Here is a 25,799-nt window from a genome sequence, read left to right as displayed (position 1 = left end):
TGCTTCAAAATACTAAAAATAGATAGACTATGTTTTATCTTACCAATAGAATGTTTTACTTTTGCGCCAAATTAAAACACCCTATATGTTATCAGTATCAAACCTTTCAGTGCAATTTGGTAAACGTGTACTTTTCGATGAAGTAAACACAACTTTTAATAATGGTAATTGTTACGGTATTATTGGAGCTAATGGTTCTGGGAAATCTACGTTTCTAAAAATTATAGCAGGTAAACAAGAGCCTACTTCTGGCCATGTATCTTTAGAGGCTGGTAAACGTATGTCTGTTTTAGAGCAAAATCACAATTTATATGATGAGCATACAGTACTTGAAACTGTTTTAATGGGTAATAAACCTTTATTTAAAATTAAAACAGAAATTGATGCACTTTACGCTGATTATTCTGATGAAAATGCCGAAAAAATAGGAGAACTTCAAGTTAAATTTGAAGAAATGGATGGCTGGAATGCAGATAGTAATGCAGCTGCCATGTTATCTAATTTAGGGATTAAAGAAGAGTCTCATTACAATTTAATGGCAGATTTAGATGGAAAACAAAAAGTTCGTGTTTTACTTGCGCAAGCTTTATTTGGAAATCCAGATGTGTTAATTATGGATGAGCCTACCAACGACTTAGATTATGAAACTATTTCATGGTTAGAAAATTTCTTAGCAAATTACGAGAATTGTGTTATTGTAGTATCTCACGACAGGCACTTTTTAGATGCGGTTTGTACACATATATCTGATATTGATTTTGGAAAAATAAACCATTATTCTGGTAATTATACATTTTGGTATGAGTCTTCGCAATTAGCAGCAAGACAACATGCGCAGCAGAATAAAAAGGCTGAAGAAAAGAAGAAGGAATTGGAAGAGTTTATTCGTCGTTTTTCTGCTAACGTTGCAAAAAGTAAGCAAGCAACTAGTAGGAAAAAAATGATTGAAAAGCTTAATATAGCTGATATTAGACGTACTAGTCGTCGTTATCCAGCCATTATTTTTGAAAGAGAGCGCGAGGCTGGAGACCAAATTTTAAATATCGAAGGTTTGGCAGCTTCACTTGATGGTGAAGTTTTGTTTAGAAAAATAGACTTAAATTTAGCAAAAGGCGATAAGGTTGTTGTTTTTTCAAGAGATTCAAGAGCTACAACTGCATTTTATCAAATTATAAACCATAAAGAAAAGGCTGATGCGGGTAAATTTGCTTGGGGTGTTACAACAACACAATCGTATTTACCTTTAGATAATAGCGAATATTTTGATAATAATCTAACTCTGGTTGATTGGTTACGTCAGTGGGCAAAAACAGAGGAAGAGCGTGAAGAGGTTTACATTAGAGGTTTTCTTGGAAAAATGATTTTTAGTGGTGAAGAAGCACTAAAGAAATCGAATGTATTATCTGGAGGAGAAAAAGTGCGTTGTATGTTAAGTAGAATGATGATGGTTAGAGCTAATGTTTTAATGTTAGATGAACCTACAAACCACTTGGATTTAGAAAGTATTACTGCATTTAATAATTCGCTAAAAAACTTTAAGGGAACCATTTTGTTTACAACACACGATCACGAATTTGCGCAAACGGTTGCCAATAGAGTAGTAGAGTTAACACCAAACGGTATTATAGATCGCTACACCACGTTCGATGAGTATATGCAGGACAAAAAAATAAAGGAATTACGTGATAAAATGTATTCAGTTGAAGCGTAATTAATTTTGTAATTGAGACGTAATACTTTCAATAATTAAAACGGCTTTCTCGAGTTCATCATCGTGTACATAAATCTGTTGAAAGCCAGGAACGATTCCTCCACCAAAACCTGCTAAACGAGCAGATTCAGTTTGATCTTTAACAACTGGAATAATGTTTTCTTTTTCTAAATCAGAAACAATACGTTGTACAATAATAAAATCTCCTGTGTATATTTTTGTATAATTTGAATTTGACATGTTTTTGTGTTTTAGGTATACTTAAATATAGTGAATATAATTAACTTATATACTGTTCTTTAGTCGAATAAAAACCTAAAAGCTTCCAATTAAACCTACCTTATTTCCACTAAAAGTAAAATTCCAAGAAATCTTTTTTTCCTTTTTGCTGTAGTCGTAAGCTTTTGTATTGAATAAAAATTTATCAATAGAGTCTACAACAACAATACTTAATACAGCAGAAACACCAACATCTGTTAGCCAATGCGCACCAGCAAACAGCCTAGAAATAGGAGCAATAGAACCTAATGTGTATACCCCAATTTTTGACCAAGTATTATTAAATTGTTTAGCAATAGCATGTGCCATAGTAACTGATAAGACCGTATGTCCTGAAGGAAATGAGTGAAAAGCTGCTTCATTAGACCAAAACCTAAATTCGTTGCTTTTGTAACCATTTCCTGGTCTTACTCTCCCGAATGCTGTTTTACTTAAACTTTGTATTATTCCCGTTGTGAAAGATGATGAGATAATTAAAACACTGGTTTTTCTCAATTTTTCGTTTTTTGTAAATAAACCAAAACCATAAAGTCCAGCATTGGCAATAAAATAAACTTGCGGGCTTCCAAAACGTGTACCTGCTTCTTGGAATATATTAGGTACATGTTGTTCATTACGCACAAAAAGTGCACTTGCTTCATCATCAATAGTAGATAAAGCAAAAGCACCAACTATTACGGTGCCTAAGGTTGTGAAATCTTTCTTCTTCCAATGGAAAGGTCTTGAAAATGAATGACCTACACCTTTAATACCTTGCTTTAAATCATAGAGTGCTAATTGCCCTATGGAAGTTGTATCTTTTTGTTTTTCAGATTTTAATGTAGCATTTTGTGCATTAAGTTTTAAAGAAAACGAAAAGAATACGATTAAAAGAATACTATTTATAAGCTTCAAAATTATCTTAATTCTGCTCCTAATTGATTTTCAAAACCAGATTGTAGTTTATTCATAATCTTATCAATCTGTTTATCTGTAAGTGTTTTGTTTTCATCTTGCAAAGTAAAGCTCACAGCATAACTTTTTTTGCCTTTAGGTAAGTTTTTGCCTTGGTAAACATCAAATAAATTTACATTTTTAAGCAATCGCTTTTCACTTTGTTTAGCAAGTTTATAAATAGATTCGAATGTTACATCGTCATCTAATAGCAAAGCAAAATCTCTTCGTACTTCAGGATATTTGGTGATTGTGCTAAATGTAATTTTATTTCTTTTTACAACTTCCAAAATTGCATCCCAGTAAAAATTAGCAAAAAGAACATCTTGCGAAATATCAAAATGTTTTAAAATGGATTTTTTAACTAAACCAAAGTCAACCAATTTTGTTTTCCCTAAGTTTAGGGATAAACCTTCACTAAATAAGTCGTTTTTTATTGGTTTTTCATCATATCTGTTAATTCCTAAGCGCTCAAGTATTGCTTTAATACTACCTTTTACATAGAAAAAATCACTCTTCTTACTCCCATTAATCCAGTTTTCTTGCGATTGATTTCCAGTGGTTAATAATGATAGATGTTTGAATTCTTCTCGATTTTCGCCATAATCATGATACGTTTTTCCAAATTCAAAAAGTTTTAAATCGCCACGTTTTCTGTTAATATTAAATGATAACGCCTCCAAACCAGAGAATAATAAAGATTGTCTTAAAACCGATAAGTCATTGCTTAAAGGGTTGAGCATGGTAATATTATGATCGGCTTTTAATTGCTCACTTAAAGCGATATAATTTGGTGTGGTTAATGAGTTTGAAAGAATTTCAAAATACCCTTGTGATGCTAATTGATTACCAACAATATTTTGAATTTTATAATCTTCAAAACGAGATGTGGAAGAAATTGAAGCATTTAGTTTCTCGGTAATAGAAATATTATTATACCCATAAACACGAAGCACTTCTTCAATAACATCGGCCTCACGCTGCACATCGTTTCTGTAAGCAGGAACAGTTAGTCCTAATCCTGCTTCAGTAACGTTATTCACCTTAATATCTAAAGACGTTAAAATACGTTTTATAGTTTCCTTAGGAATTTCTTCACCAATTAGCTTTTTAGCATTCTCAAAACTCAAGCGTACTTCAAAGTCTTTAATTTTATTAGGATATATGTCTATAATATCACTTGTAATTTCGCCTCCTGCAATATCTTGAATTAACAAAGCAGCGCGTTTTAAAGCATATTCTGTAATATTAGGGTCAATACCACGCTCAAACCTAAAAGATGCGTCTGTATTTAAACTGTGCCTTTTAGCTGTTTTACGAATACTTACAGGGTTAAAGTATGCACTTTCTAAAAATATACTTGTTGTACTCTCGGTTACTCCAGAATGTTCGCCGCCAAAAACTCCAGCAATGCACATGGGTTTTTCAGCATCACAAATCATTAAGTCATCTTCGTGTAATTCTCTTTCAATGCCATCAAGTGTTGTGAATTTAGTTCCAGCCTTTAAAGTTTTCACTTCAACTTTATTTCCAGAAATTTTAACAGCATCAAAAGCATGAAGGGGTTGCCCTAAATCGTGCAATACATAATTTGTGGCATCTACAATATTGTTGATTGGGCTTAATCCAATGGCTTTTAAACGATCTTGCAACCAAGCGGGCGATTCTTTTACTTTTAAACCAGAAATTGTAACGCCACAGTAACGCGGTGCTAGTTCTTTGTTTTTTACATCAACATCCATTTTTAGCATTCGGTTTTCTATATTAAATGCACTTACAGATGGTGTGATTAATTCTAAATTAATATCTTTTTGTATTAATCCTGCTTTTAAATCGCGTGCAGTTCCTAAATGGCTCATGGCATCTGCACGATTTGGTGTTAAACCAATTTCAAAAACGTGATCATTTTCAATATCAAAAATATCAGCAGCTAACGTTCCAACTTTAATTTTAGAATCTAAAACCATAATACCGTCGTGAGATTTTCCTAGACCTAATTCATCTTCGGCGCAAATCATTCCATGGCTTTCTTCTCCTCTAATTTTGCCTTTTTTAATGGCCCAAGCGTCGCCTTCCTCAGTATATAAAATTGTTCCTATAGTAGCAACGGGTACTTTTTGTCCTTTATCTACGTTGGGTGCACCACATACAATTTGTAACGGAGATTCTAATCCAATATTTACAGTTGTTAGCTTTAATTTATCAGCGTTTGGGTGTTTTACACAAGTTAAAACCTCACCAATTACAACACCTTCTAAACCACCTTTTACAGATTGGTATGTTTCAACACCTTCTACCTCAAGCCCTAGGTCTGTTAATAATTCGCTAGTTTGTTCTGGTGTCCAATCGGTTTTTAAAAATTGCTTTAACCAGTTATATGAAATCTTCATAAATCGTTTTCCTAAATTTGACGACAAAGATAAAATATTGCGGTTAGCATTCAAACAATGCTTTTGTAAAAAGGATAATTATTAGTTTTTATTTGTTAGGATTAAGTTGTTTCTTCGAATAATCTTTTTCAAACGCATATTTATGAAGCATTTTGTATTTATTTTATTTGCCATATTCCTTGTTTCTTGCAAGAAAGAAACTAAAGAGAGTACTATAGATTTAGGTACTTATAGAGCAACCTTGAAAGTTAATGACACCTTAGATTTACCGTTTAATTTTGAAGGAGTTTCAAAAACAGAGCTACATATTTTTAATGCTGAAGAAGACATTAAAGTGACGGATGTTACATACAAAAATGACTCAGTTTATATAAAAATGCCAGTTTTTGAAGGTTTTATAGCTGCAAAAATTGAGGAAGACCATTTAAAAGGAAGTTTTATTAAAGCTGGTTTGAATAGAACAATGGTTTTTAATGCAGAAAAAAGTAGTTCTAGATTTCTTAATCTTGAAGAACCAAAAGCAAATATTTCTGGTAATTGGGAAACCGTTTTTAGTCCAGATTCTGAAGAAGACAGATACATTGCTAAAGGTATTTTTAAACAATATGGTAATAAGGTTACAGGAACATTTAGAACCACAACAGGCGATTACCGCTATTTAGAAGGTGTATTGAGTGGTGAAAGATTACAACTATCCACTTTTGATGGTGCACATGCATTTTTGTTTACAGGAACGGTTGTAAATGATAGTATAAGTGGTATGTTTTATTCAGGAAATCATTGGGAAGAACCATTTACAGCTGTAAGAAATGAAGCTTACGAATTACCAAATGCAAATAATTTAACCTATTTAAAAGATGGTTTTGATAAGGTAACGTTTTCGTTTCCTGATTCAAATGGGAAGCTAATATCTTTAAAAGATGAACAATTTAAAAACAAAGTAACTTTAGTACAAATTATGGGAACTTGGTGCCCCAATTGCTTGGATGAAAGCAAGTATTTTTCAGAATTTTATAAAGCTAGTAAAACTAAAGATTTAGAAATTATAGCTTTAGCTTTTGAATATGTAAAAACCGAAGAAGCGGCTTTTAAAAACATAAAACGTTTAAAAGAAAATACAGGTATAGAATATCCTATATTATTGGCGCAGTATGGCTCTTCAAGTAAAGTAAAAGCTAATGAAAAACTACCGATGCTTAATCATGTATTGTCTTATCCAACAACCATTTTTATAGATAAAAGAGGTACGGTTAGAAAAATACATACAGGTTTTAACGGACCAGCTACAGGTGATAAGTTTACTGAGTTTAAGATTGAGTTTGAGGGTTTTATAAAAGAGTTGTTAAACGAATAATTTTTGAAATGCGTTTAGCGGTATCGGCTATGAGGAGTTGTAACTTTGCAAGCATACCCCAAAGTAATCGTTTAGTAACAGTTACTAATAGCCAATGTTATTTTAGTCTTTTATCAATTCATCAGTCAAAATTTGTTCATCAACACTAAAATTATATTCAAATGTATAATTTCTATTTTCCATTAATTCTTCTCCAACAAAATCAATCGGTATCCAACCAAATTGTTCTACTCTGTAACTTTTTACAGATCTACTCTTTATTCAATATATCGCGTATAATCTTAAGGTGATGTTCAGTATGAATAACAAGAAACTTAATGGTTTCGTCTCTATTCATAGTCCCAAGAATAGGATGATTAAAGTGCTTATTTTCTGCAAGCAAAGGCAACTTTTCGACTTTAGCAAGCGCTTCATCATAATGCATTCGTAACGTAGTGATAGTTACGTTTTCTGCTGGTCTTACGGACTCTGGCGCAGAAACTTTTCCTCGAGGTAACGTATTTGAAGTAAAGACATAGTCACGTGTCTTATTTGATTCCGCTTTATAATTACTTTCATCAGAATACTTGAGCGCTTTGTATATTTGATTTACCATTAAATAAATGTGATCCATATGCCACGCAACAGAAGCTTCTGACACTTCAATGTTTATTGTATCGCGTACAGCAATATATGATGTCACTTCATTAAGTTTTACTTTTAGATTAGATTTTCCTTTGTCTGATTCTATACTTGGAGCGCTGCTTAATAATAAGAAACCTGTCATAAAGAATAAGATGATGTGAATACGATTTTTCATAAGTCTATTTTTAAAAATTATTTAGTCCAAAAATAGTCTTGAAATCAGTACGTTATAAAAAAACGGGATGAGTGTGCCATTTTTGTGATGAATGGGAAAGCTATTTAAAATCTGCTTTTGAAAAAGATCTAGAAACGGGAATATGTGTAGCAACGTTATTTAGTTGTATTATGAGTGATCTGGCATTACCATCAATAGATATTATATGTTCGGTATTAATAAGGTAAGAGCGATGACAACGTTTTATTTGAGAAAGATTTTCTAACTGTACTTTAAGCTGTTTTAAAGAAAGTCTAATTAGTTTATGCATCAATGTGCTACCGTCCAAATAATATAATGTTATATAATTCCCTTCTGATTGTGCGTATAGAAAATCTGATAATTGCATTACAATAGGTGATTCTTTTACACTTTCTTCTTGTATTTTAACTGTAATGGTCTCCTCTAACGCTACGGGCGGTAACTGATTAGAAAGTAATCGTGCTCTCGAGATATTGCGTTTTGAAAGTGTGCGCTCTTTAAAAAAGATTAAACCTATAATAGGGAAAATCCCTATCGAAATAGTGATTTTAAGAAAAATAAAAAAGTTTTGATATAAATCAATATCGCGCCACCAATTGTAATTGTGCAAGGAATTAAAAGCACTTATGATCAAGATGCACCAAAATTGTAATAGAATTTCTTTTGCTATGGTCCATTTTTCTGGGTAAAAAAACTCCCTAAATAGTCTAGGAAGAATAAAATAGGTGGTAGCCACACCAAGAAAAACTGAAACCCCAAAACCTGCCAAGAATACATATTTATAAGATATCGACTGAGCTGCACCAAAAGGTTCAAAAACAATCAAAAACACAAAAACAAAAAGGCCTGATAATAGAGCAAATAACCACTTGTCCTTTGGATTTTCTAATAAGGGATATGGTGTATTGAGCCACTGCATAATGAACTACTATATTTTATTGTGTGTATTAAATCTAAAAATCTTCAAGCATTATATTATAATCATATTGTAAATCTTCATGCAATCCGCTAATTATTTTTTTTACCAAAAGTAATTGCCTATTGTAAGAGTTTTGTAATTGTGTACTTCGTTTAATATTTGGTTTAAAATCTCTAAGTTTCTCACAAAAATAAAGTAGTAGTTCAACTTCTGTTTCCTTTTTTTGTGAATACCGAATATACTTTTTTACGTTTCGGAGAATTTTACGCACACTTTTTCTGATATAAAAAAAACTATCGATGTTAATACTTTCAAATTCATCATCTATATAGACTTTTACACTTTCTATATATCCAGCTTCATCATCAGATTCAAATAGTAAATAGGTAAGAAGCTCTTTGTTTTCTTTTTTAAACCTCGATAACCTTAAGCACAATTGCATCAACTCATCAGTTGACCTATGTTGCAACTCTTTTTTTATAGTAACTACAGAAACTGCTTTCATTAAATTAATGATTATAAATAGAATTAATAATTTTTATTACCATCAATAGAATATTTGCCCGGACCAACTAAAAATATAACTAAAAAGCACACTAAATAAAGTAATGCTTTCTCTTTTGTTCCAATTGGGTCACTAATATGAACAACAAAAGCAGCTACAAGCATGGTAATTATTGCAGGAATTGATGCTAATTTTGTTTTAAAACCTATTATAATTAAAACTGGTGCAAGAACTTCGCCTATTAAAGTGAGTATCAGAGAAGTTGTAGAACCTAAGCCTATTGGGTCTGCAAATTTTATAGGACTTTCAAATAATTTTGAAATTTTAGGAATTCCGTGAGTAAGCATAAGACCACCAGAACCAAGTCTTAATATTAATAGTGCAAGGTTTAAGAAGTTTTTATTCATAATTAGTTAAATACTTTAGTTTAATTTATAAATATAAAAAAACCATAGCAGGTGCCATGGTTTAAATTTGTTATTTACTCAAAAAGCTTGACGACCATATTTTCGTCCTCAGGTTTTATAGTAATAAGCAATTTTTTCAATCCTAATTTATTTGTCTTGTAAACTTTGGTGCCAACGGTCCAAGTTTCCTTTCTAGTTGCAAATGGCATCATAGGAAAACCATATCCAAATTTAGAGCCATCTTGCTTTGGTCCAACAACTTCAAAATGATTTCTATTAGCAGAATTATTTTTAATTTTAAAGTTAATGTATTTAGCTTCTGGATTTTTTATCTCCCCTGCGTCACTCAAATCCAATACTTTGCCTTTATTTTTGGTTTTAATATCTAGCTTTTTTGGTTTGGATACATAAAATAGTTTTCCACTATTAGAAACATCTGCCAAAAGTATATTGGTAACATTTACTTTTACCGTTCCCCAACTCCAAATATTTACATAAGCTTTTTCGGCTAATAGTTTTTAGCATCAATTTTAGAACCTTTAGAATCAATTTGTAACGTTTTTGTTTTTCCTTCAATGAATATGTTGCCGATGGGCGCATTTACTTTTAGCTCATCATTATCAACATTTATAATTTTAGTAATATCATGTGTGCCTTGTTCAATTCTATTTATATTAGGAGCACCAATAATTATTTTAGTGGTTTTTGAAGGAGAAATCCATTCTTTTTGATCTAAATATAATGTACCATCAACAACTTTTTTTTCTATGAGTTCAAACATGTTTGAATCTGTTGTAATAATTAATGATTCTTTTTTTGAGGCATCGATAGTAACGTTAGCATAAAAATTGATTTTTATATTTTTTATGTTTTCTATTGGAAACGATTTTGTTTCAATGTCACCATTTCCCTTAACCTGTGCTAGTGATGTTGTAACAACAAATACTAGCAATAAAGTGATTTTTTTCATAACTGTTTATTTTAAGATTGATGTTTCTGCTTCTGGATTATTAAATACAGTTTCATATAAAATCGTTTCAGGTTTATAATCAAACCTAATGCTTCTATTGTCTGAATCCCTTAATTCAAAATTGTTTTGTTGATTAACAAATTTGAATTCTATATCATAACTAGCAGATTCAAGTTCAATGCTAATTTCGAAAACCCCATCATTATTATTGTCTGTAAGTAATAGTGTTTTACCCCATGAGAGTGGGTAAGTGTCGCCTTTAATGCCAACATTAACAGGGTTTTCCACACCATTCATATCTAGTTTAAAATGAATTGTTTTTTTATGCTTTTTTTGAACACAACTAGTTAGAAATAAAACAATTAATATTATTGATATATATTTTAAAGCCTTCATTTTTAATTTGTTTTAGTGAATTTATAAGTATTTCGTATTAAGCTTTTGCCAGTATTTTTTAAAATTACTTTTTTGCTAATAGTTAAGTTTGTCTCATCAAATTCCCGAGTAATATACATTGTAGCTTTCTCTCCATTGTCTTTTCCTTCATAAGATGTTACAATTGTTCTAGTTTCATTTTTTATGGTATTTGAAATTACTTTTTCGTTACCATAAAATGTACCACCCTTTTTAATTTGAACCGAGCTTTTATTATTCTTATTAGGTTCATAAACATATTGCATATTGTATTTTATTTTGTTGCTTTCAATATTTATTTGAAGCTTAGTGTCTATGCTTGTTGGTTCTCCAGATTGATAGTCTATATAAGTTAGCTTTCCTTCCCATTCAGTATTATTTAGTGTTTCAAAATCTGATAATGATATTGAATCTTGAGCATTTAGTATTAAAGAGAATAGAATTGCTGATATTGTAAATAGTATATTCTTCATGATTTTTTATTTTAATTTTTTACTGATTAAATAATCTAACCCAAAACGGCCAGATCCTAAAAATAGATTGTAAATAGCTACCCATAGAAAACTCATGGCTGGAAGCATGTTCCAAAGCGGGCCATTTATTTTTTGACAAAGTATGGCTACTAACATGGTGCATATTATTAAAAAGGATGCTACTCGTGTTTTTAACCCTATTGCTAAGAAAACGCCTCCAACGGCTTCACTAAAAGCACCCATCCAAGCAAAAAATACTGGTGTAATTGCAAAAATACCACCGTATTGTGCTACATCTTCGGGGAACCATGCTGAAACCTCGAAAAGGTTAAGGTTTTGGCTTTCTGCCGTCCATGGCACTCCAAATTTATCAGCTCCAAAACCAATAGATAATCCCATGCCACATGCAAAGCGTACAATGGCAAAAATTAAGTCTGCAATCCAATTAGGATGTAACACGGGTGTAATAAGTGTTTTTAAAATCTTTTTCATTTTGTATATGTTTTTAATTTTGTTGATACAAAGATGAAACTCATTTAAGCTATTGGCGGCTTAAATAATTTTTAGAAGACCTAAAATACGATTTGAGACGTCTTATTTTGTATGAGTTTTTAAATATTCGGTAGGTGAGTAGCTGGTTAATTTTTTAAATACTCTATTAAATGTTGCTTTGCTATTAAACCCACATTCTTCAGCTATACCAAGTAAAGAGAGTTGTTTGTGTTTATTTTCGGCAAGCATATTTTTAAATGCTTTTACGCGATACATGTTAACAAAATCGTTAAAGTTTTTATTAAACCCTGAATTTATAATTTCTGATAATTGTGCACGAGACATATTAGCTTGTTTTGCCAAATCTGATAAATTTAAATCTGGATTTAAATATGCTTTATCATTTTCCATTAAGGATTTTACGGTATTTAAATCGGAACTTGAAACGGACTTAGTTTTACTCTGCTGTTGATTTTGTTCCGGAATCGCTTCTAGATTGGGTGAAAAGCTAAAACTCAATTTTTTTAACTTGGTTGTATCTGTAAAATAGCCTTTTATACCTACATAAAGTGTTACTAAAGCGGCAAGTAAATTAAGCCACCAACGTTGCTCGTAATTTAAATCCATTACAAACGAGCCCACTATAGTTTGAATGGTGTTATATAAAAATAGCAGAGTGAATAAAATTAGAAAACTTAAAATCCAATTTAGCTCTAGTTTGTATGTGTTCGAAAAATATTGCGTAATTCTTTTTCTATAATTATAAAATAATTGAAGGGTGAACGCTAGATACAATAGCATAAATGGTAATTCTATAAAACCAACAATAGGTTGCACAATAGCTTCATCTACACTAATTTTTAATATACCATTTTGTGTTTCATTAAAACCAGGTTGAAGCGCATCGTATGTAAAAATTATAATTCTGTATAATACAAATACAATTGCTAATGAAAAATGCCACCAATAGTTTTTCTTAAACTTAAAATTAGAGGTTGTAATAGATTTGACATATAGGAAAATTAATGGTCCAAGAACAATGGCTATATTATAAAGAAAATAGTTGATTTTTGTATTTCTAAATTCATTATACCAGCCCATAAAACCTACGGTATAACAAATTTGATTATAGCAAGTGAATAGTAAAATCAGACCTAAAAACAAATCAGAGATATTCCTTTTCTTTTTGTGTTTTATTAAAAGAAGTATTGAAAATATTAGTCCTTGCGAAACAAGAATTAATAACAGTGTACTGTAACTATTAAAATTTGGAAACAATAATAAAACTAATTTAGAAAACTAAAATAGTGTTATTATCTCAGTTTTGGAAAATCATTAGGACTCAATTCGTGCATAACGCTGTAAATTGCCTCAAAAATATCTTCTGCAGATGGTTTAGAAAAGTAATCTCCATCGTTTCCATAGGCTGGTCTATGAGCCTTTGCAGTTAGAGTTTTTGGTTGACTATCTAAATATTGATAAGCGTTTTGGGTATTTAAAATTTGATTAAGAATATATGCTGAAGCACCACCAGGAATATCTTCATCAATAATCATAACCCTATTTGTCTTCTCAATACTCTTAACAATATCATGATTCAAATCAAAAGGTAATAAAGATTGCGCATCAATAATTTCAATATCAATACCAACAGTAATTAATTCTTTGGCTACCTGTTCTACAATTCTTAGAGTTGAACCGTAAGAAACTATGGTAATATCTGTACCTTCTTTAATGGTTTCTACAACACCGATTGGAGTTTTTATATCATTTAAATTATTAGGCATTTTTTCTTTTAGTCTGTAGCCATTTAAACATTCTATAACAATAGCAGGATCGTCGCCTTGAAGAAGCGTATTATAAAAACCAGCTGCTTTTGTCATGTTTCTTGGAACTAATACATTTACTCCTTGTACCAGATTTAAAAGCGCTCCCATTTGAGAACCAGAATGCCATATACCTTCTAAACGATGTCCTCTTGTTCTAATAATTAGCGGTGCTTTTTGTTTGCCTTTAGTTCTGTAATGAGTTGTTGCTAAATCGTCACTTATAATTTGCAACGCATATAATATATAGTCGAGGTACTGAATTTCTGCAATGGGTCTTAAACCACGTAAAGCCATACCAATACCTTGACCAACAATAGTGGCTTCTCTAATTCCCGTGTCTGCAACGCGCAACTCACCGTGTTTTTCTTGTAAGCCTTCTAGACCTTGATTTACATCACCAATATTACCTGTGTCTTCACCAAAAACTAGAGCTTCGGGTATATTGCTAAAAATATTATCGAAATTATCGCGAAGTATAATTCTCCCATCTACTTGATAAGCATTTTCATCGTAAGTTGGCTTTACTTCTTTAATTAATGTGTTAGAGTAATTAGTTTCAGAATATAAATGAGAACTAAATTTAGGTTGAGAATTATCAAAAACGGTATTTATCCAATCTCCAAGATGTTTCTTTTCTGGATTAGTTTCACCAATAGTATATCTTAAAGCCTTTCTAGCATGAGATAGTATATCCTTTCTTGTTGGCTCGCTTATAGTTTCTAAACTATCCTTTAATTTAGATATAAATACACCATTGGCACTTGAAGAAGCTACCTGTTTTAATATCGTTATAAGTTCGTGCTGTTCTTTTTGTATAGGTTTTAAAAATCTTGTCCAAGCATTCTTTTTAGCTACTCTCACATCTCTTTTTATTCCTCTTTCAATTTCTGTGAGTGCTTCGTTAGTTGCTATGTTACTTTCAATAATCCAATCGCGCATTTTTGCGTTACAATCATGCTCAACTTCCCATGCTAAACGTTCGGCGCTTTTATAACGCTCGTGCGAACCAGATGTGGAATGCCCTTGTGGTTGTGTTAATTCTGTTACATGAATTAAAACAGGTACGTGTTCTTCTCTAGCAATGGCTCCAGCTTCTTGATAAGTCTCTATAAGGTTTGCATAATCCCAACCTTTAACTCGTAATATTTCGTAACCTTTATTATCGTTATCTCTTTGAAACCCTTTAAGGATTTCAGATATATTCTCTTTTGTAGTTTGGTGTTTTGCATGTACAGAAATACCATATTCATCATCCCAAACACTAATAACCATTGGAACTTGTAAAACTCCTGCTGCATTTATAGTTTCAAAAAACAAACCTTCACTGGTGCTAGCATTTCCTATAGTACCCCAGGCAACTTCATTACCGTTTTTTGAAAATTTATTTGTATTGATTCCATCTACATTCCTAAAAATTTTTGATGCTTGAGCTAAGCCTAATAATCTTGGCATTTGAGCAGCTGTTGGAGAAATATCTGCACTTGAGTTATATTGCTTTGTTAAATCTTTCCAATTGCCATTGTCGTCTAAACTATGAGTAACAAAATGTCCGCCCATTTGCCTACCGGCAGACATTGGCTCTAATTCTAAATTGGTGTTGGCATATAAACCTGCAAAAAATTGCTCCATGTTTAACTCTCCAATGGCCATCATAAAAGTTTGATCACGGTAATAACCAGATCGCCAGTCGCCTTTTACAAAGGCTTTAGCCATAGCTAATTGTGGAATTTCTTTTCCATCACCAAATATGCCAAATTTTGCTTTACCAGTAAGAACTTCTCTGCGACCAAGTAGACTACATTCTCTACTCATAACAGCTATTTTGTAGTCATTTAAAACTTCTGTTTTAAAATCCTCAAATGATATGTTATTTTTCAAGTCTGAAAAGGGTTGCATGGGTTAAAATTAAGCTCATGCAAAATTAGGTAATCTTTATCGGTTTTGCAATTTTTAAAGTAAGTTAATCATTATTGATAATTAAAAAATATACTTTTAAATGGTTTTATTTTATGAATTCAATACTAAAAAAGGCTTTTTAGTTAATATTATCTAAAAATCAATACCATCGTCGTCTAAAAAGACCGAGAAGAACTTGTGGGTCTACAGTAAACTTAAACCTAATTTTTTGATCGTAATTTTGCTGACCAATTTCCCATCCTAAATTAGAATATATTGGAAAATATACTTCAAAATAATCGGTAACTAAATTAATTCTGATACCAGAATCATAAACAATATGCGGAACATCAAATTTATTTTTTACCAAACCAATATCTCCGTAAGCTAAAATATATTTCCAGAGGGTGGTACTAGCATTTAGAGTTGTCATCCATTGATTTGCAAAAGGAGTTTCTAATTTAGATTTAAAACCGCCTTCAGCTTCAATAAATTGCTGGCTAAATATACCAGAATCCTCAGAGCGCCCTAGGTAAGCATAATCAAAAAGATAATCAGTAGGTCTGTCTAAAGCAAAACTAAAATAATCTGAGTCTGTTGGGTTGTTGTTTTTTAAGAACGCTCCAGCAAACACTCTTAAATTTAATTGACGATTACTTTCAAACAAACGCCTATATTCATAATTAAAAGATACTTTACTGAAGTTTTTTGCTACTTGAAAATCTGTATACCATTTATTGAAATTTATCAAATTATCATTAGAATGGATATAACGGGCATTTAAAACACCATAATTTGGTTCAGAAGAAGTGAGTATGTTATTAACGTCTCTATCTCGGTTAATATCTACATACCTTAGTACAATAGATTGTCTTTTATTTGATCGGAAATCATCATCTTCCCTAAATAAAAATGTAAGTGATGGAGAAATTTGTCTCACAAACAAATCTTCAGCATATGAGGAATAGCCGGCACCAATACCATATCTTATGGCGTAAAGGTCTGTGTTTTCTAAATAATGCGTCATTGAAATCACAGCAGATCCTGTTAGAGATCTAGATTTTAAAGAATATTTAGGTTCAATTTTATAATTGAGGCGCTTGCGTAACAATGTTTTATTATATGTTCTAACGCCAAGTGTTATACCGTCATATATATTGTTAAACTCTAAAACAGGCATAAAAAATACCTGGTTGTAATTAGGGTCTTCAATATCTTGAAAAACCCTAAACTGTAGTGGTTTGTTGTTAAAAAAGAAACCTTTTAGTGATTTCCAGTTATCTCTTAAATTAAATTCTGGAATAATTTTATTGTAGTTTAACACTAGTTTATTGGCACTATCGCGGGGTATTGTAATTGTTTTTGTTTTGTTTATGTTTTCTATCCAACGCTTAGATATTATGCTGTCGTTATTTAGTGTGTAAAGCGATACAGGCATGCTGTTATCTCTTTTGTTTTTTATAGTTAGAGTGATTGAGTCTTCGGTTTTAATTACTTTTTTAATTTTGAAGTCTATTTTCTTTCTAGTATTTAAGTAATCTGTAAAAAACCAATCAATATCCTTGTCGGTTCTTGATTTTAAAAAGGTTTCAAAGTCTTTTGTCGAGGTTGGCTTTAGCTTATTGTGATAGAAAAAGTCTTCAATACTAGTTTCTAATACATCGCTATTTATAAAATCATCTAAATATTTTAGTCCAACACCAGCTTTGTATCTACTGGCAATATTATAATTAAACTTTAAAAGCGAATCCTTTGGCATTGTTAATGGCTGGTCTCTATTTGTTCTTGCCATTAACATATGTCCAAGAACATATTTATCATTAAAAAGCATATCAGCAGCATGAAATGACCTAACACCCCAAAAATCAGCAATAGAACCTAAAAATTTCATGTTTGGATAGTGTTCATCAACATAATTCATTACATAAAAAATTTGAATACCATCTAGCAACCATTGTTCTGTTCGAGGGTTTATTAACAAGGTATTCTCAAGATAATTTTTTAATGCTATTTTTAATAGTTTCAATTCATATTGAAAATGATTTGGATAAGGCTTTATAAATTTTGGCAAAAAATTTAATCCATAAATAGGGTTTTTGTCATAATCTGTTTGTGTAACTAGAAGTTTTTTGTGTGGATATTGACCAAAATTTATTTTTAAAAAATTTGAAACTTTTTCAGTAATTAAAACTTTGTCTATAACCTCTAAGCCTTCGTCATTTATATTAGAAACTAAAGTAAAATCATCACCTTGAATTGTGTTGAATGTAGATTGCTTACTTAAAAATAGTTTAGTGTTTATTCTGTCTTTTCCATTAAGTTTAACTAATTGATTGTCTTTGTTTTGAGTAATATTACTTAAATCCAATTCTGAAGTTAAAGCGTATCCGTTTGGTAACTTAACTTCCATATTAATTTCTGATTTAGGAATATACAAATCGTCTAAATCCTTATTGCTATAGTACTGCCATTTGCTATTGTATATGGCAGGAGTTATGTACCAATAACGTAAATTTAAATCCCCAGAATCTGTTAAGCCATAGCTAGTAAATTTGCTATTTGGTACTTGAACTATATATTCTAATTGAATAGTGTAAGATTCATTGGGTTTAATTGGGTTTAATAATTCAACTTCTAAAACATCAATTTGTTCTTGTAATGGTTGAAAACTTAGGTCGACATCCTTCTGTTTAATTGATGTTACTATAGAAAAGCCTCTTTCTTTATTTTTTGCTAAATGGAAATTATTGTTAAACTCATCAGCAATTCTTATTGCCAAAGGTGTTTTTTTTGTGGCAAAACTATTTGCCCAATTGTTTAAGTAAATTGTTTTTAAAACGTCTTTAGAAGTATTCTTATATCGAATTGTTTGTGATATTTTAATCTGTTTGTTTTCAATATCAAAATCTGCCTTCAAGTCAATTTTGTTTTGACTAGAGCCTAGAAAACATATTACAGAGAATATGCTAAAAATATAAAGGCGGAATTTCAATTTATAAACATTAAGGGTTAATAATTCGATAAAGGCGACGCAATATAATAAATATGAGTGAACACCTAAGTGTAAGTCGTTTAATATGGCAAAGATTACGCCATAATCAAACAAAAAGTGTTTTTATTAAAAATTCGGACTTAAGCCAGAATCTTTATAGAAGGCATCCAAAATAGCAATTACTTCATCTTCCGAATCAACTAGGTGAATTAAATCTAAATCTTTGGGGCTAATATTTCCAAAAGATTCTAATAATGTTGATTTAATCCATTCCATAAGGCCTTTCCAGAAATCTGTTCCTACTAGAATAATTGGGAATTTACCAATTTTGTGAGTCTGTATTAGGGTCATTGCTTCAAAAAGCTCATCTAAAGTTCCAAAGCCTCCTGGCATTACCACAAAACCTTGAGAGTATTTAACAAACATTACTTTTCGAACAAAAAAGTAATCGAAGTCTAAGCTTTTATCATGGTCTATATATGGATTGTCATGCTGCTCAAAAGGTAGATCTATATTTAGTCCAACAGAAGTACCTCCTCCTAAATGAGCACCTTTATTTCCAGCTTCCATAATACCTGGGCCACCACCAGTAATAACACCATAACCCGATTCAACAATACTTTTTGCTACACTTTCGGCTAGTTTATAGTATTTGTGGTCTGGTTTAGTGCGTGCTGATCCAAAAATAGAAACACATGGTCCTATTTTACTGAGTTTTTCGTAACCATTGACAAATTCGCCCATGATTTTAAAAATAGCCCAAGAATCGTTTGTTTTTATTTCATTCCAACCTTTGTGACGTTGTTCTTTTCTCATATTTATTATTTTCTTCTAATGTAATTCTTTTTTCAAGAATTTGGCTGTATAACTTTTTTTGTGTTTTATTATTTCTTCTGGCGAACCTTCTACAATAATTTGTCCGCCACCTTTTCCTCCTTCGTAACCAATATCAATAATATGATCAACGGTTTTAATAACATCTAAATTATGTTCTATAATCAATACAGTGTTCCCTTTATTGGCCAATTTATTTAAAACTAACATTAAAACTCTAATATCTTCAAAATGTAAGCCCGTTGTAGGTTCATCTAAAATATAAAAGGTGTTACCTGTATCGCGTTTGGATAATTCTGTGGCTAGTTTTATGCGTTGAGCTTCACCACCAGAAAGAGTTGTACTTTGTTGCCCCAAAGTAATATAACCTAAACCAACATCTTTAATAGTTTTAAGTTTTCTAAATATTTTAGGAATATGCTCAAAAAACTCAACAGCCTCATCAATAGTCATGTTTAAAACATCACTGATTGATTTACCTTTGTACCGAATTTCTAAAGTTTCACGATTAAAGCGTTTACCTTGGCAAGTTTCACATTCTACATAAACATCTGGAAGGAAATTCATTTCTATTACACGTAAACCTCCACCTTTACAGGTTTCGCAACGTCCTCCAGCTACATTAAAACTAAAACGTCCAGCTTTATAGCCCCGAATCATAGCCTCAGGAATTTTAGCATATAAAGCTCTAATTTCACTAAATGTTCCAGTATAAGTAACTGGGTTGCTTCGTGGTGTTCTACCAATTGGAGATTGATTAATATCAATTACTTTATCAATATGCTCTAAACCTTTTATGCTTTTGTAAGGCATTGGTTTTTTAACGCCATTAAAATAATGTGCATTTAAAATAGGGTAGAGTGTTTCGTTAATTAAAGTAGATTTACCACTACCTGAAACACCAGTTATACCTATCATTTTACCTAATGGAAATTTAACAGATACATTTTTAAGGTTATTACCTGTACATCCTTTTAACTCCAAAAACTTACCATTACCCTTGCGGCGTTTTTTTGGTATTTCAATTTCTTTATTTCCGTTTAAATAATCTGCTGTTAAAGTTTTATGTGTTTTTAATTCGTCTGGATCTCCAATGCTTATTATTTCTCCACCATGTTTTCCAGCTTTTGGCCCAATATCTATAACATAATCTGCACGTTCTATCATGTCTTTGTCATGTTCTACAACGATTACAGAATTTCCAATATCGCGCAGCGACACTAAAGAATTAATAAGTTTTTCATTATCGCGTTGATGCAAACCAATACTGGGCTCATCCAAAATATATAAAACACCAACTAGTTGAGAACCAATTTGAGTAGCTAGTCTAATACGTTGTGCTTCGCCACCAGATAAAGACTTTGAACTTCTATTTAGAGATAAGTAAGTTAAACCAACGTCCAATAAAAACTGTAATCTAGATTTTATTTCTTTAACTACTTCCTCAGCGATTTTTAATTGTTTTTCAGATAAGTGGTTGTGCAAATCGTTAAACCATTCAGATAGTTCAACCACATCTGTATTTGCAAGTTCTGCAATATTTTTATTATTAATTTTAAAATAAAGCGATTCTTTTTTAAGACGAGAACCCTCACAAACAGGACATTTAATTTTGTCCATGTAATCTTTTGCCCAACGTTTTAATGAGGTAGAATCAGCAGTTTTATATTGGTTTTCAATAAAATTTGCAACGCCTTCAAAATCTATTTTGTAATCACGTGTAACACCTAAAGTTTTACTTTCAATTGAAAACTTTTCATTACCACCATAGAGAATAACTTGTTTAGCCTCCTCTGGAATGTCTATAAACGCATCGCTTAACTTAAAATTAAAACGTTGTGCAATGGTTTCAAACTGTTTAAAAATCCAGCTATTTTTTTCTGGGCCATGTGGTGCTAGAGCGCCATTTTTTATGGAAAGGGTAGGATCTGGGATAATTTTATCTTCATTAACTTGATATAATTCTCCAATACCATTACAATTGCTACAAGCTCCTTTTGGTGAGTTGAAAGAAAAATTATTTGGTTCTGGATTTGGGTAAGAAATTCCAGAAGTAGGACACATTAAACTTCTACTAAAGTAACGTGTCTCATTGGTGTCTTGATCAATAACTAACAGTACATCTTCACCATGATACATGGCTGTATTTATGGTTTCAGTTAGTCTTTTATCATTATCAACTGTATTGTCAATTTTAAGTCGGTCTATTACAATTTCAATGTCATGTGTTTTGTAACGATCTAATTTCATGCCTTTTACAAGGTCTTTAATCTCACCATCAGCACGTACTTTTACAAAACCTTGCTTTGCTATTTGCTCGAATAATTCCCGATAATGACCTTTTCTTGAGCGTATAACTGGTGCTAAAACATTTATGCGTTTACCATTAAAATCTTTAATAATAAGCGCTTTAATTTGTTCATCGCTGTAGCTTATCATTTTGTCGCCAGTGTTGTAGCTATAAGCATCACTTGCACGAGCAAATAATAAACGCATGAAATCGTAAATTTCGGTAATAGTGCCTACCGTAGACCGTGGCGATTTACTTGTTGTTTTTTGCTCAATGGCAATAACAGGCGATAAACCATCAATTTTATCAACATCTGGTCGCTCTAAACCGCCTAGAAATTGACGTGCGTAAGCCGAAAAAGTTTCAATGTATCGACGTTGTCCCTCTGCATAAATAGTATCAAAAGCAAGAGATGATTTCCCACTTCCAGATAAGCCTGTAATAACAACAAGTTTTTCTCTGGGGATAGATACATCAATATTTTTAAGATTATGGACACGGGCTCCTTTTACCTCAATAAATTCGTCAAATTGGCTCATAAATTTGCAAAAGTGCAAAGTTACGATTTTAGATGTTAAATTCTTGTGAAGTTTTATTTCAGTTTTATTATAATTGTACAGGAAATTTATAGAGAAACAGTTATGAAATTATTAGGAATTAGTTCAAGAATTAACCACCCCGAATTTGGTAAAGGTGTAGTTACCAATGTTACATCTCAATATTATTGGGTTACTTTTATTGATAGCGGTCTAGAAACCATTGATTTAGATAGCAATTTTGAAGTTATAGAAGCTGCTCAGGATGATGTTGACACTATTAGCTTTTTTGAAGTTGAAAGTAGCTTGGTTAAAATTTTAAAAAAATGGGGTGATACCAGTGAAATTATACCTATTGCAGATAAGTATAAAGGCGGAAAATTAATTTTAGAACCAGCAGACTCCAATTTAAAATCTTACGAATTACCAATTGATAAGTTTTTTCATAAAATAATAATGGTTCGCGATAGATTACGAGTCATGGAACAACGCATAAACTCGAGTAATTTAGACGAACAAAGTAAAATAGATTTACAACAATATATTACTAGAATTTATGGGAGTTTAACCAGTTTTAATGTATTATTTAAATCTGACAGCCATAAGTTTGTAGGTCAAAGAAATAAGTGATTATTTGTTTAAATCAAAAAATATCTAAAATGTTTTAATTCCTTCAATTTCTAAGCCTATTACTAATAGCTTATGAAACGTTGGTAGTTGAGCTCCAGTTTCAGTAATTGTCCAATTACTCCAGGAAGCTTCTAAACCTTGAATTGGTAAAACAGAAGTCCACATTTTAAAGGCCACAGGTTTATCAGTGTCATCTAATAGCCATAGAAATGAATCTCCTGGAGTAGATCCGCCAGAAGTATAAGTAACTAAAAGCGCTTTACGATTATTGTTTGTTTTTACAAGCCTACGTTCAACACCTTTATCAAAAACTTTATAGGGTGCAACTAACCAAAATGAATCGTTATTAAAATAGTTTAATGCTTTTTGAATGAGTTCATCAGATAGTTCACTATCAATAGTAAAACCATGCACGTAAACTTTACTATTAGATATAGTATTCAAATCCAAATTTACTTTATATTCTTTCCAATATACTTCACAAGTATTATTGTTTTTATCCCATATGTAGTGATGTCGTTTTTTAAAAGTCCATTCAATTACATTAGTGTTTTTGTAAGCTTCATAATTCAAGGCTTCAAGCATATTATATGCTAAAGCATCTGCTTTTTCACCTTGAAAACCTGTTGGCAAATCTTCATTGTATTTAAAATACAGAAACCCAAAAAACAACAAGCTTGGAAGTGTTAAAAAAACAATGATTCCAGTAGTTATTTTTAATATTTTTTTAGGCTTAACTGCCACAATATGGAGTTTAGTTTTGAGTTTGTAATAACCTAAATTATTAAATACTATTGGTTTAGAAAAAAAAAAGGTTTAAAAACCGACCGCTGTATCATCACCTCGATAATCTGCACCACCCTCTAACGTTTTATCATTTAAAACCAGTATTCCATCGACTATACCAATTACTGGAGATATACCTTCATTAATTGTGTAGCCTAACTTTTCAAGTTCATCTATAGTTTTTGGATCGAAAACATTGGGTTCCATTCGAATGTAATCAGGTAACCACTGGTGATGAAATCTTGGAGCTTCTACAGCTTCTTGCATTGTCATTTTAAATTCATGAACATTTAAAATAGTTTGTAGCACAGATGTAATAATTGTAGATCCACCCGGAGTACCAACAGACATTAATAATTCTCCATCTTTTTCAACAATGGTTGGCGTCATAGAACTTAACATCCGCTTTTCTGGGGCTATACTATTTGCTTCAGCTCCAATAAGCCCAAACATGTTAGGAACTCCTGGTTTCATGCTAAAATCATCCATTTCGTTATTTAAAAAGAAGCCTAATTCTGTACAATATAATTTAGAACCGTAGTATGCATTTAAAGTTGTTGTTGCAGAAATAGCATTTCCAAACTGGTCTATAATAGAATAATGAGTTGTTTCATTACTCTCAATAACTTGAACTTTCCCATGAGAAACATCACTGGATTTAGTTGCTTTTTCAAATGAAAAATTAGACATTCTATCTTTTAAATAGTCATCGCTAATTAATGCATCAATAGGGATGTTTACAAAATCTGGATCTCCTAAATAATAACTTCTATCTGCATATGCACGACGTTCTGCTTCTGTTAGTATTTGAATAGCTTTTGTTGAATTATGTCCAAATTTTTCTAAATCAAAAGGTTCTACCATTTTCATAATTTGTGCTAAACAAACACCACCACTTGAGGGTGGCGCCATAGAAATAATTTTCAAGCCGTCATAATTAAACGTAATAGGAGTTCGCCATTTGGCCTCGTATGAAGCTAAATCTTCTTCGGTAATAATACCTCCATTATCTTGAATAAACTTGGCTAGTGTTTTGGCTATATCTCCTTTGTAAAAAGCATCGCTTCCGTGAAGCATAACTTGCTGTAAAGTATTTGCTAACGCAGATTGTTTTAAAGTGTCATTTTCTTTGTAATTATTTAAAAAGAGTATCGAGTCTTTATTTACATCACGGAAATCACTTTGCTTATTTTTAATTCTGGCTTCTTGTTTTTTAGTAATAATAAACCCTTTATTTGCTAGTTCCATAACAGGTGTTATAATATCTTCAATGGGCAGAGAGCCTAATTTTTTGTGAACTGCAAATACACCCGCTATTGTTCCGGGAATACCAACAGCTAAAGCTCCTTTAGTACTTTTATTAGGTATAACATTTCCTAAGGAGTCAAGGTACATGTCTTTTGTTGCAGCTTTTGGGGCTTTCTCTCGGTAATCAATTCCACCAATTTCACCATTACTTTTTCTATAAACCATGAAACCACCACCGCCAATATTACCTGCACATGGATATGTTACAGCCAAAGCTAATTCTGTTGCAACCATAGCATCAAAGGCATTACCTCCTTTTTTTAATATGTCGGAACCAATTTTTGAAGCTTCTTCTCTAGCTGAAACCACCATAGCGCTTTCTGTAATTAAACCACGTTTTTTTGTTTCCACTGTTTTTTTACATGAAACAAAAAGTAACACCACAACAAATAAATATTTAATATGCTTCATAAATATCTTTTTTTATTTTTTTTAATTTTTTATTCGAGAAGCTAATTAGTTCATCAAAAAATGAAGTGAATTCGTTTTCAAACTCTTCATAAAATTCTTCTAATTCATTTATGGCTTTATCCATTCCAGATCGGTTTTTTGTACGCCTATTCATCCCTGATAATACCTTTGAAATCCCATCGATAGAGGCATAACTCAATAGCCAATTATCGGTAATCATATAAGGCATCATTTTTTGTATTCTGTTAGGTAATATCTCGTAATGCTGCTCTAGTGAATCATAAAAGGAGTTGACGTATTCCTCTAATGGAACATTACTATAATTTCTCCAGTTTTTGGCTAAAAAATGATCGTAGAGAATGTCTACTATTATTCCAGAATAGTGCCCATAATTTTTATGCAAACGTTTTGTGCTCTTCCTAACCGTTGGGTGCGCATCAGTAAATGTGTCAATATTTCTGTGTAATAAAATACCAATTTGAACATCTTTTTTGCGTTTTTTATAGGTTTTTCCTTTAATACCATCGGCAATAAAATTCCCTATAGTTACTAAATCGTTATCTCCAGAAAGATAAATGTGAGCGAGGTAATTCATTTGTGAAATTTACGAATTACCATTT

Annotated in this window: 23 protein-coding genes; 3 read left to right on the top strand and 20 right to left on the bottom strand. The window is 31.5% G+C overall.

Features of this window, described 5'->3' with window-relative positions:
- Window positions 1-85 precede the first annotated feature (85 nt).
- Window positions 86-1,711 carry an ABC-F family ATP-binding cassette domain-containing protein gene (locus ABD939_RS12795; protein ID WP_345169335.1) on the top strand — a complete coding sequence of 542 codons (1,626 nt, stop codon included), beginning with the start codon at window positions 86-88 and terminating at the stop codon, window positions 1,709-1,711.
- On the opposite strand, the gene ABD939_RS12790 is transcribed toward ABD939_RS12795, so the two are convergent.
- The 3 genes from ABD939_RS12790 to pheT form a co-directional block, all read right to left on the bottom strand.
- Window positions 1,712-1,951, bottom strand: a complete 240-nt coding sequence (locus ABD939_RS12790) for a putative signal transducing protein (RefSeq protein ID WP_345169331.1) — start codon at window positions 1,949-1,951, stop codon at window positions 1,712-1,714. It abuts the gene before it with no gap.
- Between the two features lie 75 nt (window positions 1,952-2,026).
- Entirely contained in the window at window positions 2,027-2,884 is an 858-nt protein-coding gene (locus tag ABD939_RS12785) for a phosphatase PAP2 family protein (RefSeq protein WP_345169328.1), read from the bottom strand.
- 2 nt (window positions 2,885-2,886) lie between these two features.
- Window positions 2,887-5,313, bottom strand: a complete 2,427-nt coding sequence (gene pheT, locus ABD939_RS12780) for a phenylalanine--tRNA ligase subunit beta (RefSeq protein ID WP_345169326.1) — start codon at window positions 5,311-5,313, stop codon at window positions 2,887-2,889.
- Window positions 5,314-5,455: 142 nt separating this feature from the next.
- Between pheT and ABD939_RS12775 the strand changes: the two genes are divergently transcribed.
- The gene (locus tag ABD939_RS12775) at window positions 5,456-6,667 is read left to right on the top strand and encodes a TlpA disulfide reductase family protein (RefSeq protein WP_345169324.1); all 1,212 of its coding nucleotides are present in this window, start codon (window positions 5,456-5,458) and stop codon (window positions 6,665-6,667) included.
- Between the two features lie 250 nt (window positions 6,668-6,917).
- Here the strand turns inward: ABD939_RS12775 and ABD939_RS12770 are convergent, their stop codons facing one another.
- The 14 genes from ABD939_RS12770 to uvrA form a co-directional block, all read right to left on the bottom strand.
- A complete protein-coding gene (locus tag ABD939_RS12770; protein WP_345169322.1) occupies window positions 6,918-7,466 on the bottom strand; it encodes a DinB family protein in 549 nt (182 codons plus the stop codon).
- A 100-nt stretch (window positions 7,467-7,566) separates the two neighbouring features.
- Window positions 7,567-8,406, bottom strand: a complete 840-nt coding sequence (locus ABD939_RS12765; protein WP_345169320.1) for a LytR/AlgR family response regulator transcription factor — start codon at window positions 8,404-8,406, stop codon at window positions 7,567-7,569.
- Between the two features lie 34 nt (window positions 8,407-8,440).
- Entirely contained in the window at window positions 8,441-8,911 is a 471-nt protein-coding gene (locus ABD939_RS12760; RefSeq protein WP_345169316.1) for a hypothetical protein, read from the bottom strand.
- Window positions 8,912-8,934: 23 nt separating this feature from the next.
- The gene (locus ABD939_RS12755; protein WP_345169313.1) at window positions 8,935-9,318 is read right to left on the bottom strand and encodes a DoxX family protein; all 384 of its coding nucleotides are present in this window, start codon (window positions 9,316-9,318) and stop codon (window positions 8,935-8,937) included.
- 74 nt (window positions 9,319-9,392) lie between these two features.
- Window positions 9,393-9,761, bottom strand: a complete 369-nt coding sequence (locus ABD939_RS12750) for a hypothetical protein (protein ID WP_345169310.1) — start codon at window positions 9,759-9,761, stop codon at window positions 9,393-9,395.
- 65 nt (window positions 9,762-9,826) lie between these two features.
- Complete coding sequence (locus ABD939_RS12745) at window positions 9,827-10,288, bottom strand: GIN domain-containing protein (protein WP_345169307.1); 462 nt, start codon at window positions 10,286-10,288, stop codon at window positions 9,827-9,829.
- A 6-nt stretch (window positions 10,289-10,294) separates the two neighbouring features.
- Window positions 10,295-10,684: a hypothetical protein gene (locus ABD939_RS12740; RefSeq protein ID WP_345169304.1), complete on the bottom strand. Its 390-nt coding sequence runs from the start codon at window positions 10,682-10,684 to the stop codon at window positions 10,295-10,297.
- Between the two features lie 2 nt (window positions 10,685-10,686).
- Window positions 10,687-11,175, bottom strand: coding sequence for a hypothetical protein (locus tag ABD939_RS12735; protein WP_345169302.1), 489 nt, complete (start codon window positions 11,173-11,175; stop codon window positions 10,687-10,689).
- 6 nt (window positions 11,176-11,181) lie between these two features.
- The gene (locus ABD939_RS12730) at window positions 11,182-11,667 is read right to left on the bottom strand and encodes a DoxX family protein (protein WP_345169299.1); all 486 of its coding nucleotides are present in this window, start codon (window positions 11,665-11,667) and stop codon (window positions 11,182-11,184) included.
- Between the two features lie 102 nt (window positions 11,668-11,769).
- The gene (locus ABD939_RS12725) at window positions 11,770-12,768 is read right to left on the bottom strand and encodes a helix-turn-helix domain-containing protein (protein WP_345169295.1); all 999 of its coding nucleotides are present in this window, start codon (window positions 12,766-12,768) and stop codon (window positions 11,770-11,772) included.
- A 212-nt stretch (window positions 12,769-12,980) separates the two neighbouring features.
- Window positions 12,981-15,392: an alpha-ketoacid dehydrogenase subunit alpha/beta gene (locus ABD939_RS12720; protein ID WP_345169292.1), complete on the bottom strand. Its 2,412-nt coding sequence runs from the start codon at window positions 15,390-15,392 to the stop codon at window positions 12,981-12,983.
- Window positions 15,393-15,552: 160 nt separating this feature from the next.
- On the bottom strand, window positions 15,553-18,309 hold the full coding sequence (locus ABD939_RS12715; protein ID WP_345169290.1) for a gluzincin family metallopeptidase: 2,757 nt from the start codon (window positions 18,307-18,309) through the stop codon (window positions 15,553-15,555).
- Between the two features lie 201 nt (window positions 18,310-18,510).
- Complete coding sequence (locus ABD939_RS12710) at window positions 18,511-19,200, bottom strand: LOG family protein (RefSeq protein WP_345169287.1); 690 nt, start codon at window positions 19,198-19,200, stop codon at window positions 18,511-18,513.
- A gap of 15 nt (window positions 19,201-19,215) precedes the next feature.
- Entirely contained in the window at window positions 19,216-22,047 is a 2,832-nt protein-coding gene (uvrA, locus tag ABD939_RS12705; protein WP_345169283.1) for an excinuclease ABC subunit UvrA, read from the bottom strand.
- A 102-nt stretch (window positions 22,048-22,149) separates the two neighbouring features.
- Between uvrA and ABD939_RS12700 the strand changes: the two genes are divergently transcribed.
- A complete protein-coding gene (locus ABD939_RS12700) occupies window positions 22,150-22,674 on the top strand; it encodes a hypothetical protein (RefSeq protein ID WP_345169280.1) in 525 nt (174 codons plus the stop codon).
- Window positions 22,675-22,698: 24 nt separating this feature from the next.
- Here the strand turns inward: ABD939_RS12700 and ABD939_RS12695 are convergent, their stop codons facing one another.
- The 3 genes from ABD939_RS12695 to ABD939_RS12685 form a co-directional block, all read right to left on the bottom strand.
- A complete protein-coding gene (locus tag ABD939_RS12695) occupies window positions 22,699-23,418 on the bottom strand; it encodes a hypothetical protein (protein WP_345169278.1) in 720 nt (239 codons plus the stop codon).
- A gap of 72 nt (window positions 23,419-23,490) precedes the next feature.
- Window positions 23,491-25,179 carry a gamma-glutamyltransferase gene (gene ggt, locus ABD939_RS12690; RefSeq protein WP_345169275.1) on the bottom strand — a complete coding sequence of 563 codons (1,689 nt, stop codon included), beginning with the start codon at window positions 25,177-25,179 and terminating at the stop codon, window positions 23,491-23,493.
- Window positions 25,166-25,774: an acyl carrier protein phosphodiesterase gene (locus ABD939_RS12685; RefSeq protein ID WP_345169272.1), complete on the bottom strand. Its 609-nt coding sequence runs from the start codon at window positions 25,772-25,774 to the stop codon at window positions 25,166-25,168. Before ABD939_RS12685 ends, ggt begins: the two co-directional genes overlap by 14 nt.
- Window positions 25,775-25,799: the final 25 nt, after the last annotated feature.

The organism is Algibacter aquimarinus, from assembly GCF_039543265.1.
In the GTDB taxonomy this organism is placed as follows: Bacteria; Bacteroidota; Bacteroidia; order Flavobacteriales; family Flavobacteriaceae; genus Algibacter_B; species Algibacter_B aquimarinus.
This window is presented reverse-complemented; position numbering and strand designations above follow the sequence as displayed.

Coding starts and splice junctions, on each gene's coding strand:
- ABD939_RS12795 (WP_345169335.1), top strand. CDS start 86: ATGTTATCAGTATCAAACCTTTCAGTGCAATTTGGTAAACGTGTACTT.
- ABD939_RS12685 (WP_345169272.1), bottom strand. CDS start 25,774: ATGAATTACCTCGCTCACATTTATCTTTCTGGAGATAACGATTTAGTA.
- ABD939_RS12760 (WP_345169316.1), bottom strand. CDS start 8,911: ATGAAAGCAGTTTCTGTAGTTACTATAAAAAAAGAGTTGCAACATAGG.
- ABD939_RS12710 (WP_345169287.1), bottom strand. CDS start 19,200: ATGAGAAAAGAACAACGTCACAAAGGTTGGAATGAAATAAAAACAAAC.
- ABD939_RS12765 (WP_345169320.1), bottom strand. CDS start 8,406: ATGCAGTGGCTCAATACACCATATCCCTTATTAGAAAATCCAAAGGAC.
- ABD939_RS12755 (WP_345169313.1), bottom strand. CDS start 9,318: ATGAATAAAAACTTCTTAAACCTTGCACTATTAATATTAAGACTTGGT.
- ABD939_RS12725 (WP_345169295.1), bottom strand. CDS start 12,768: ATGGGCTGGTATAATGAATTTAGAAATACAAAAATCAACTATTTTCTT.
- ABD939_RS12730 (WP_345169299.1), bottom strand. CDS start 11,667: ATGAAAAAGATTTTAAAAACACTTATTACACCCGTGTTACATCCTAAT.
- pheT (WP_345169326.1), bottom strand. CDS start 5,313: ATGAAGATTTCATATAACTGGTTAAAGCAATTTTTAAAAACCGATTGG.
- ABD939_RS12745 (WP_345169307.1), bottom strand. CDS start 10,288: ATGAAAAAAATCACTTTATTGCTAGTATTTGTTGTTACAACATCACTA.
- ABD939_RS12790 (WP_345169331.1), bottom strand. CDS start 1,951: ATGTCAAATTCAAATTATACAAAAATATACACAGGAGATTTTATTATT.
- ABD939_RS12775 (WP_345169324.1), top strand. CDS start 5,456: ATGAAGCATTTTGTATTTATTTTATTTGCCATATTCCTTGTTTCTTGC.
- ABD939_RS12700 (WP_345169280.1), top strand. CDS start 22,150: ATGAAATTATTAGGAATTAGTTCAAGAATTAACCACCCCGAATTTGGT.
- ABD939_RS12735 (WP_345169302.1), bottom strand. CDS start 11,175: ATGAAGAATATACTATTTACAATATCAGCAATTCTATTCTCTTTAATA.
- ABD939_RS12720 (WP_345169292.1), bottom strand. CDS start 15,392: ATGCAACCCTTTTCAGACTTGAAAAATAACATATCATTTGAGGATTTT.
- uvrA (WP_345169283.1), bottom strand. CDS start 22,047: ATGAGCCAATTTGACGAATTTATTGAGGTAAAAGGAGCCCGTGTCCAT.
- ggt (WP_345169275.1), bottom strand. CDS start 25,179: ATGAAGCATATTAAATATTTATTTGTTGTGGTGTTACTTTTTGTTTCA.
- ABD939_RS12770 (WP_345169322.1), bottom strand. CDS start 7,466: ATGAAAAATCGTATTCACATCATCTTATTCTTTATGACAGGTTTCTTA.
- ABD939_RS12740 (WP_345169304.1), bottom strand. CDS start 10,684: ATGAAGGCTTTAAAATATATATCAATAATATTAATTGTTTTATTTCTA.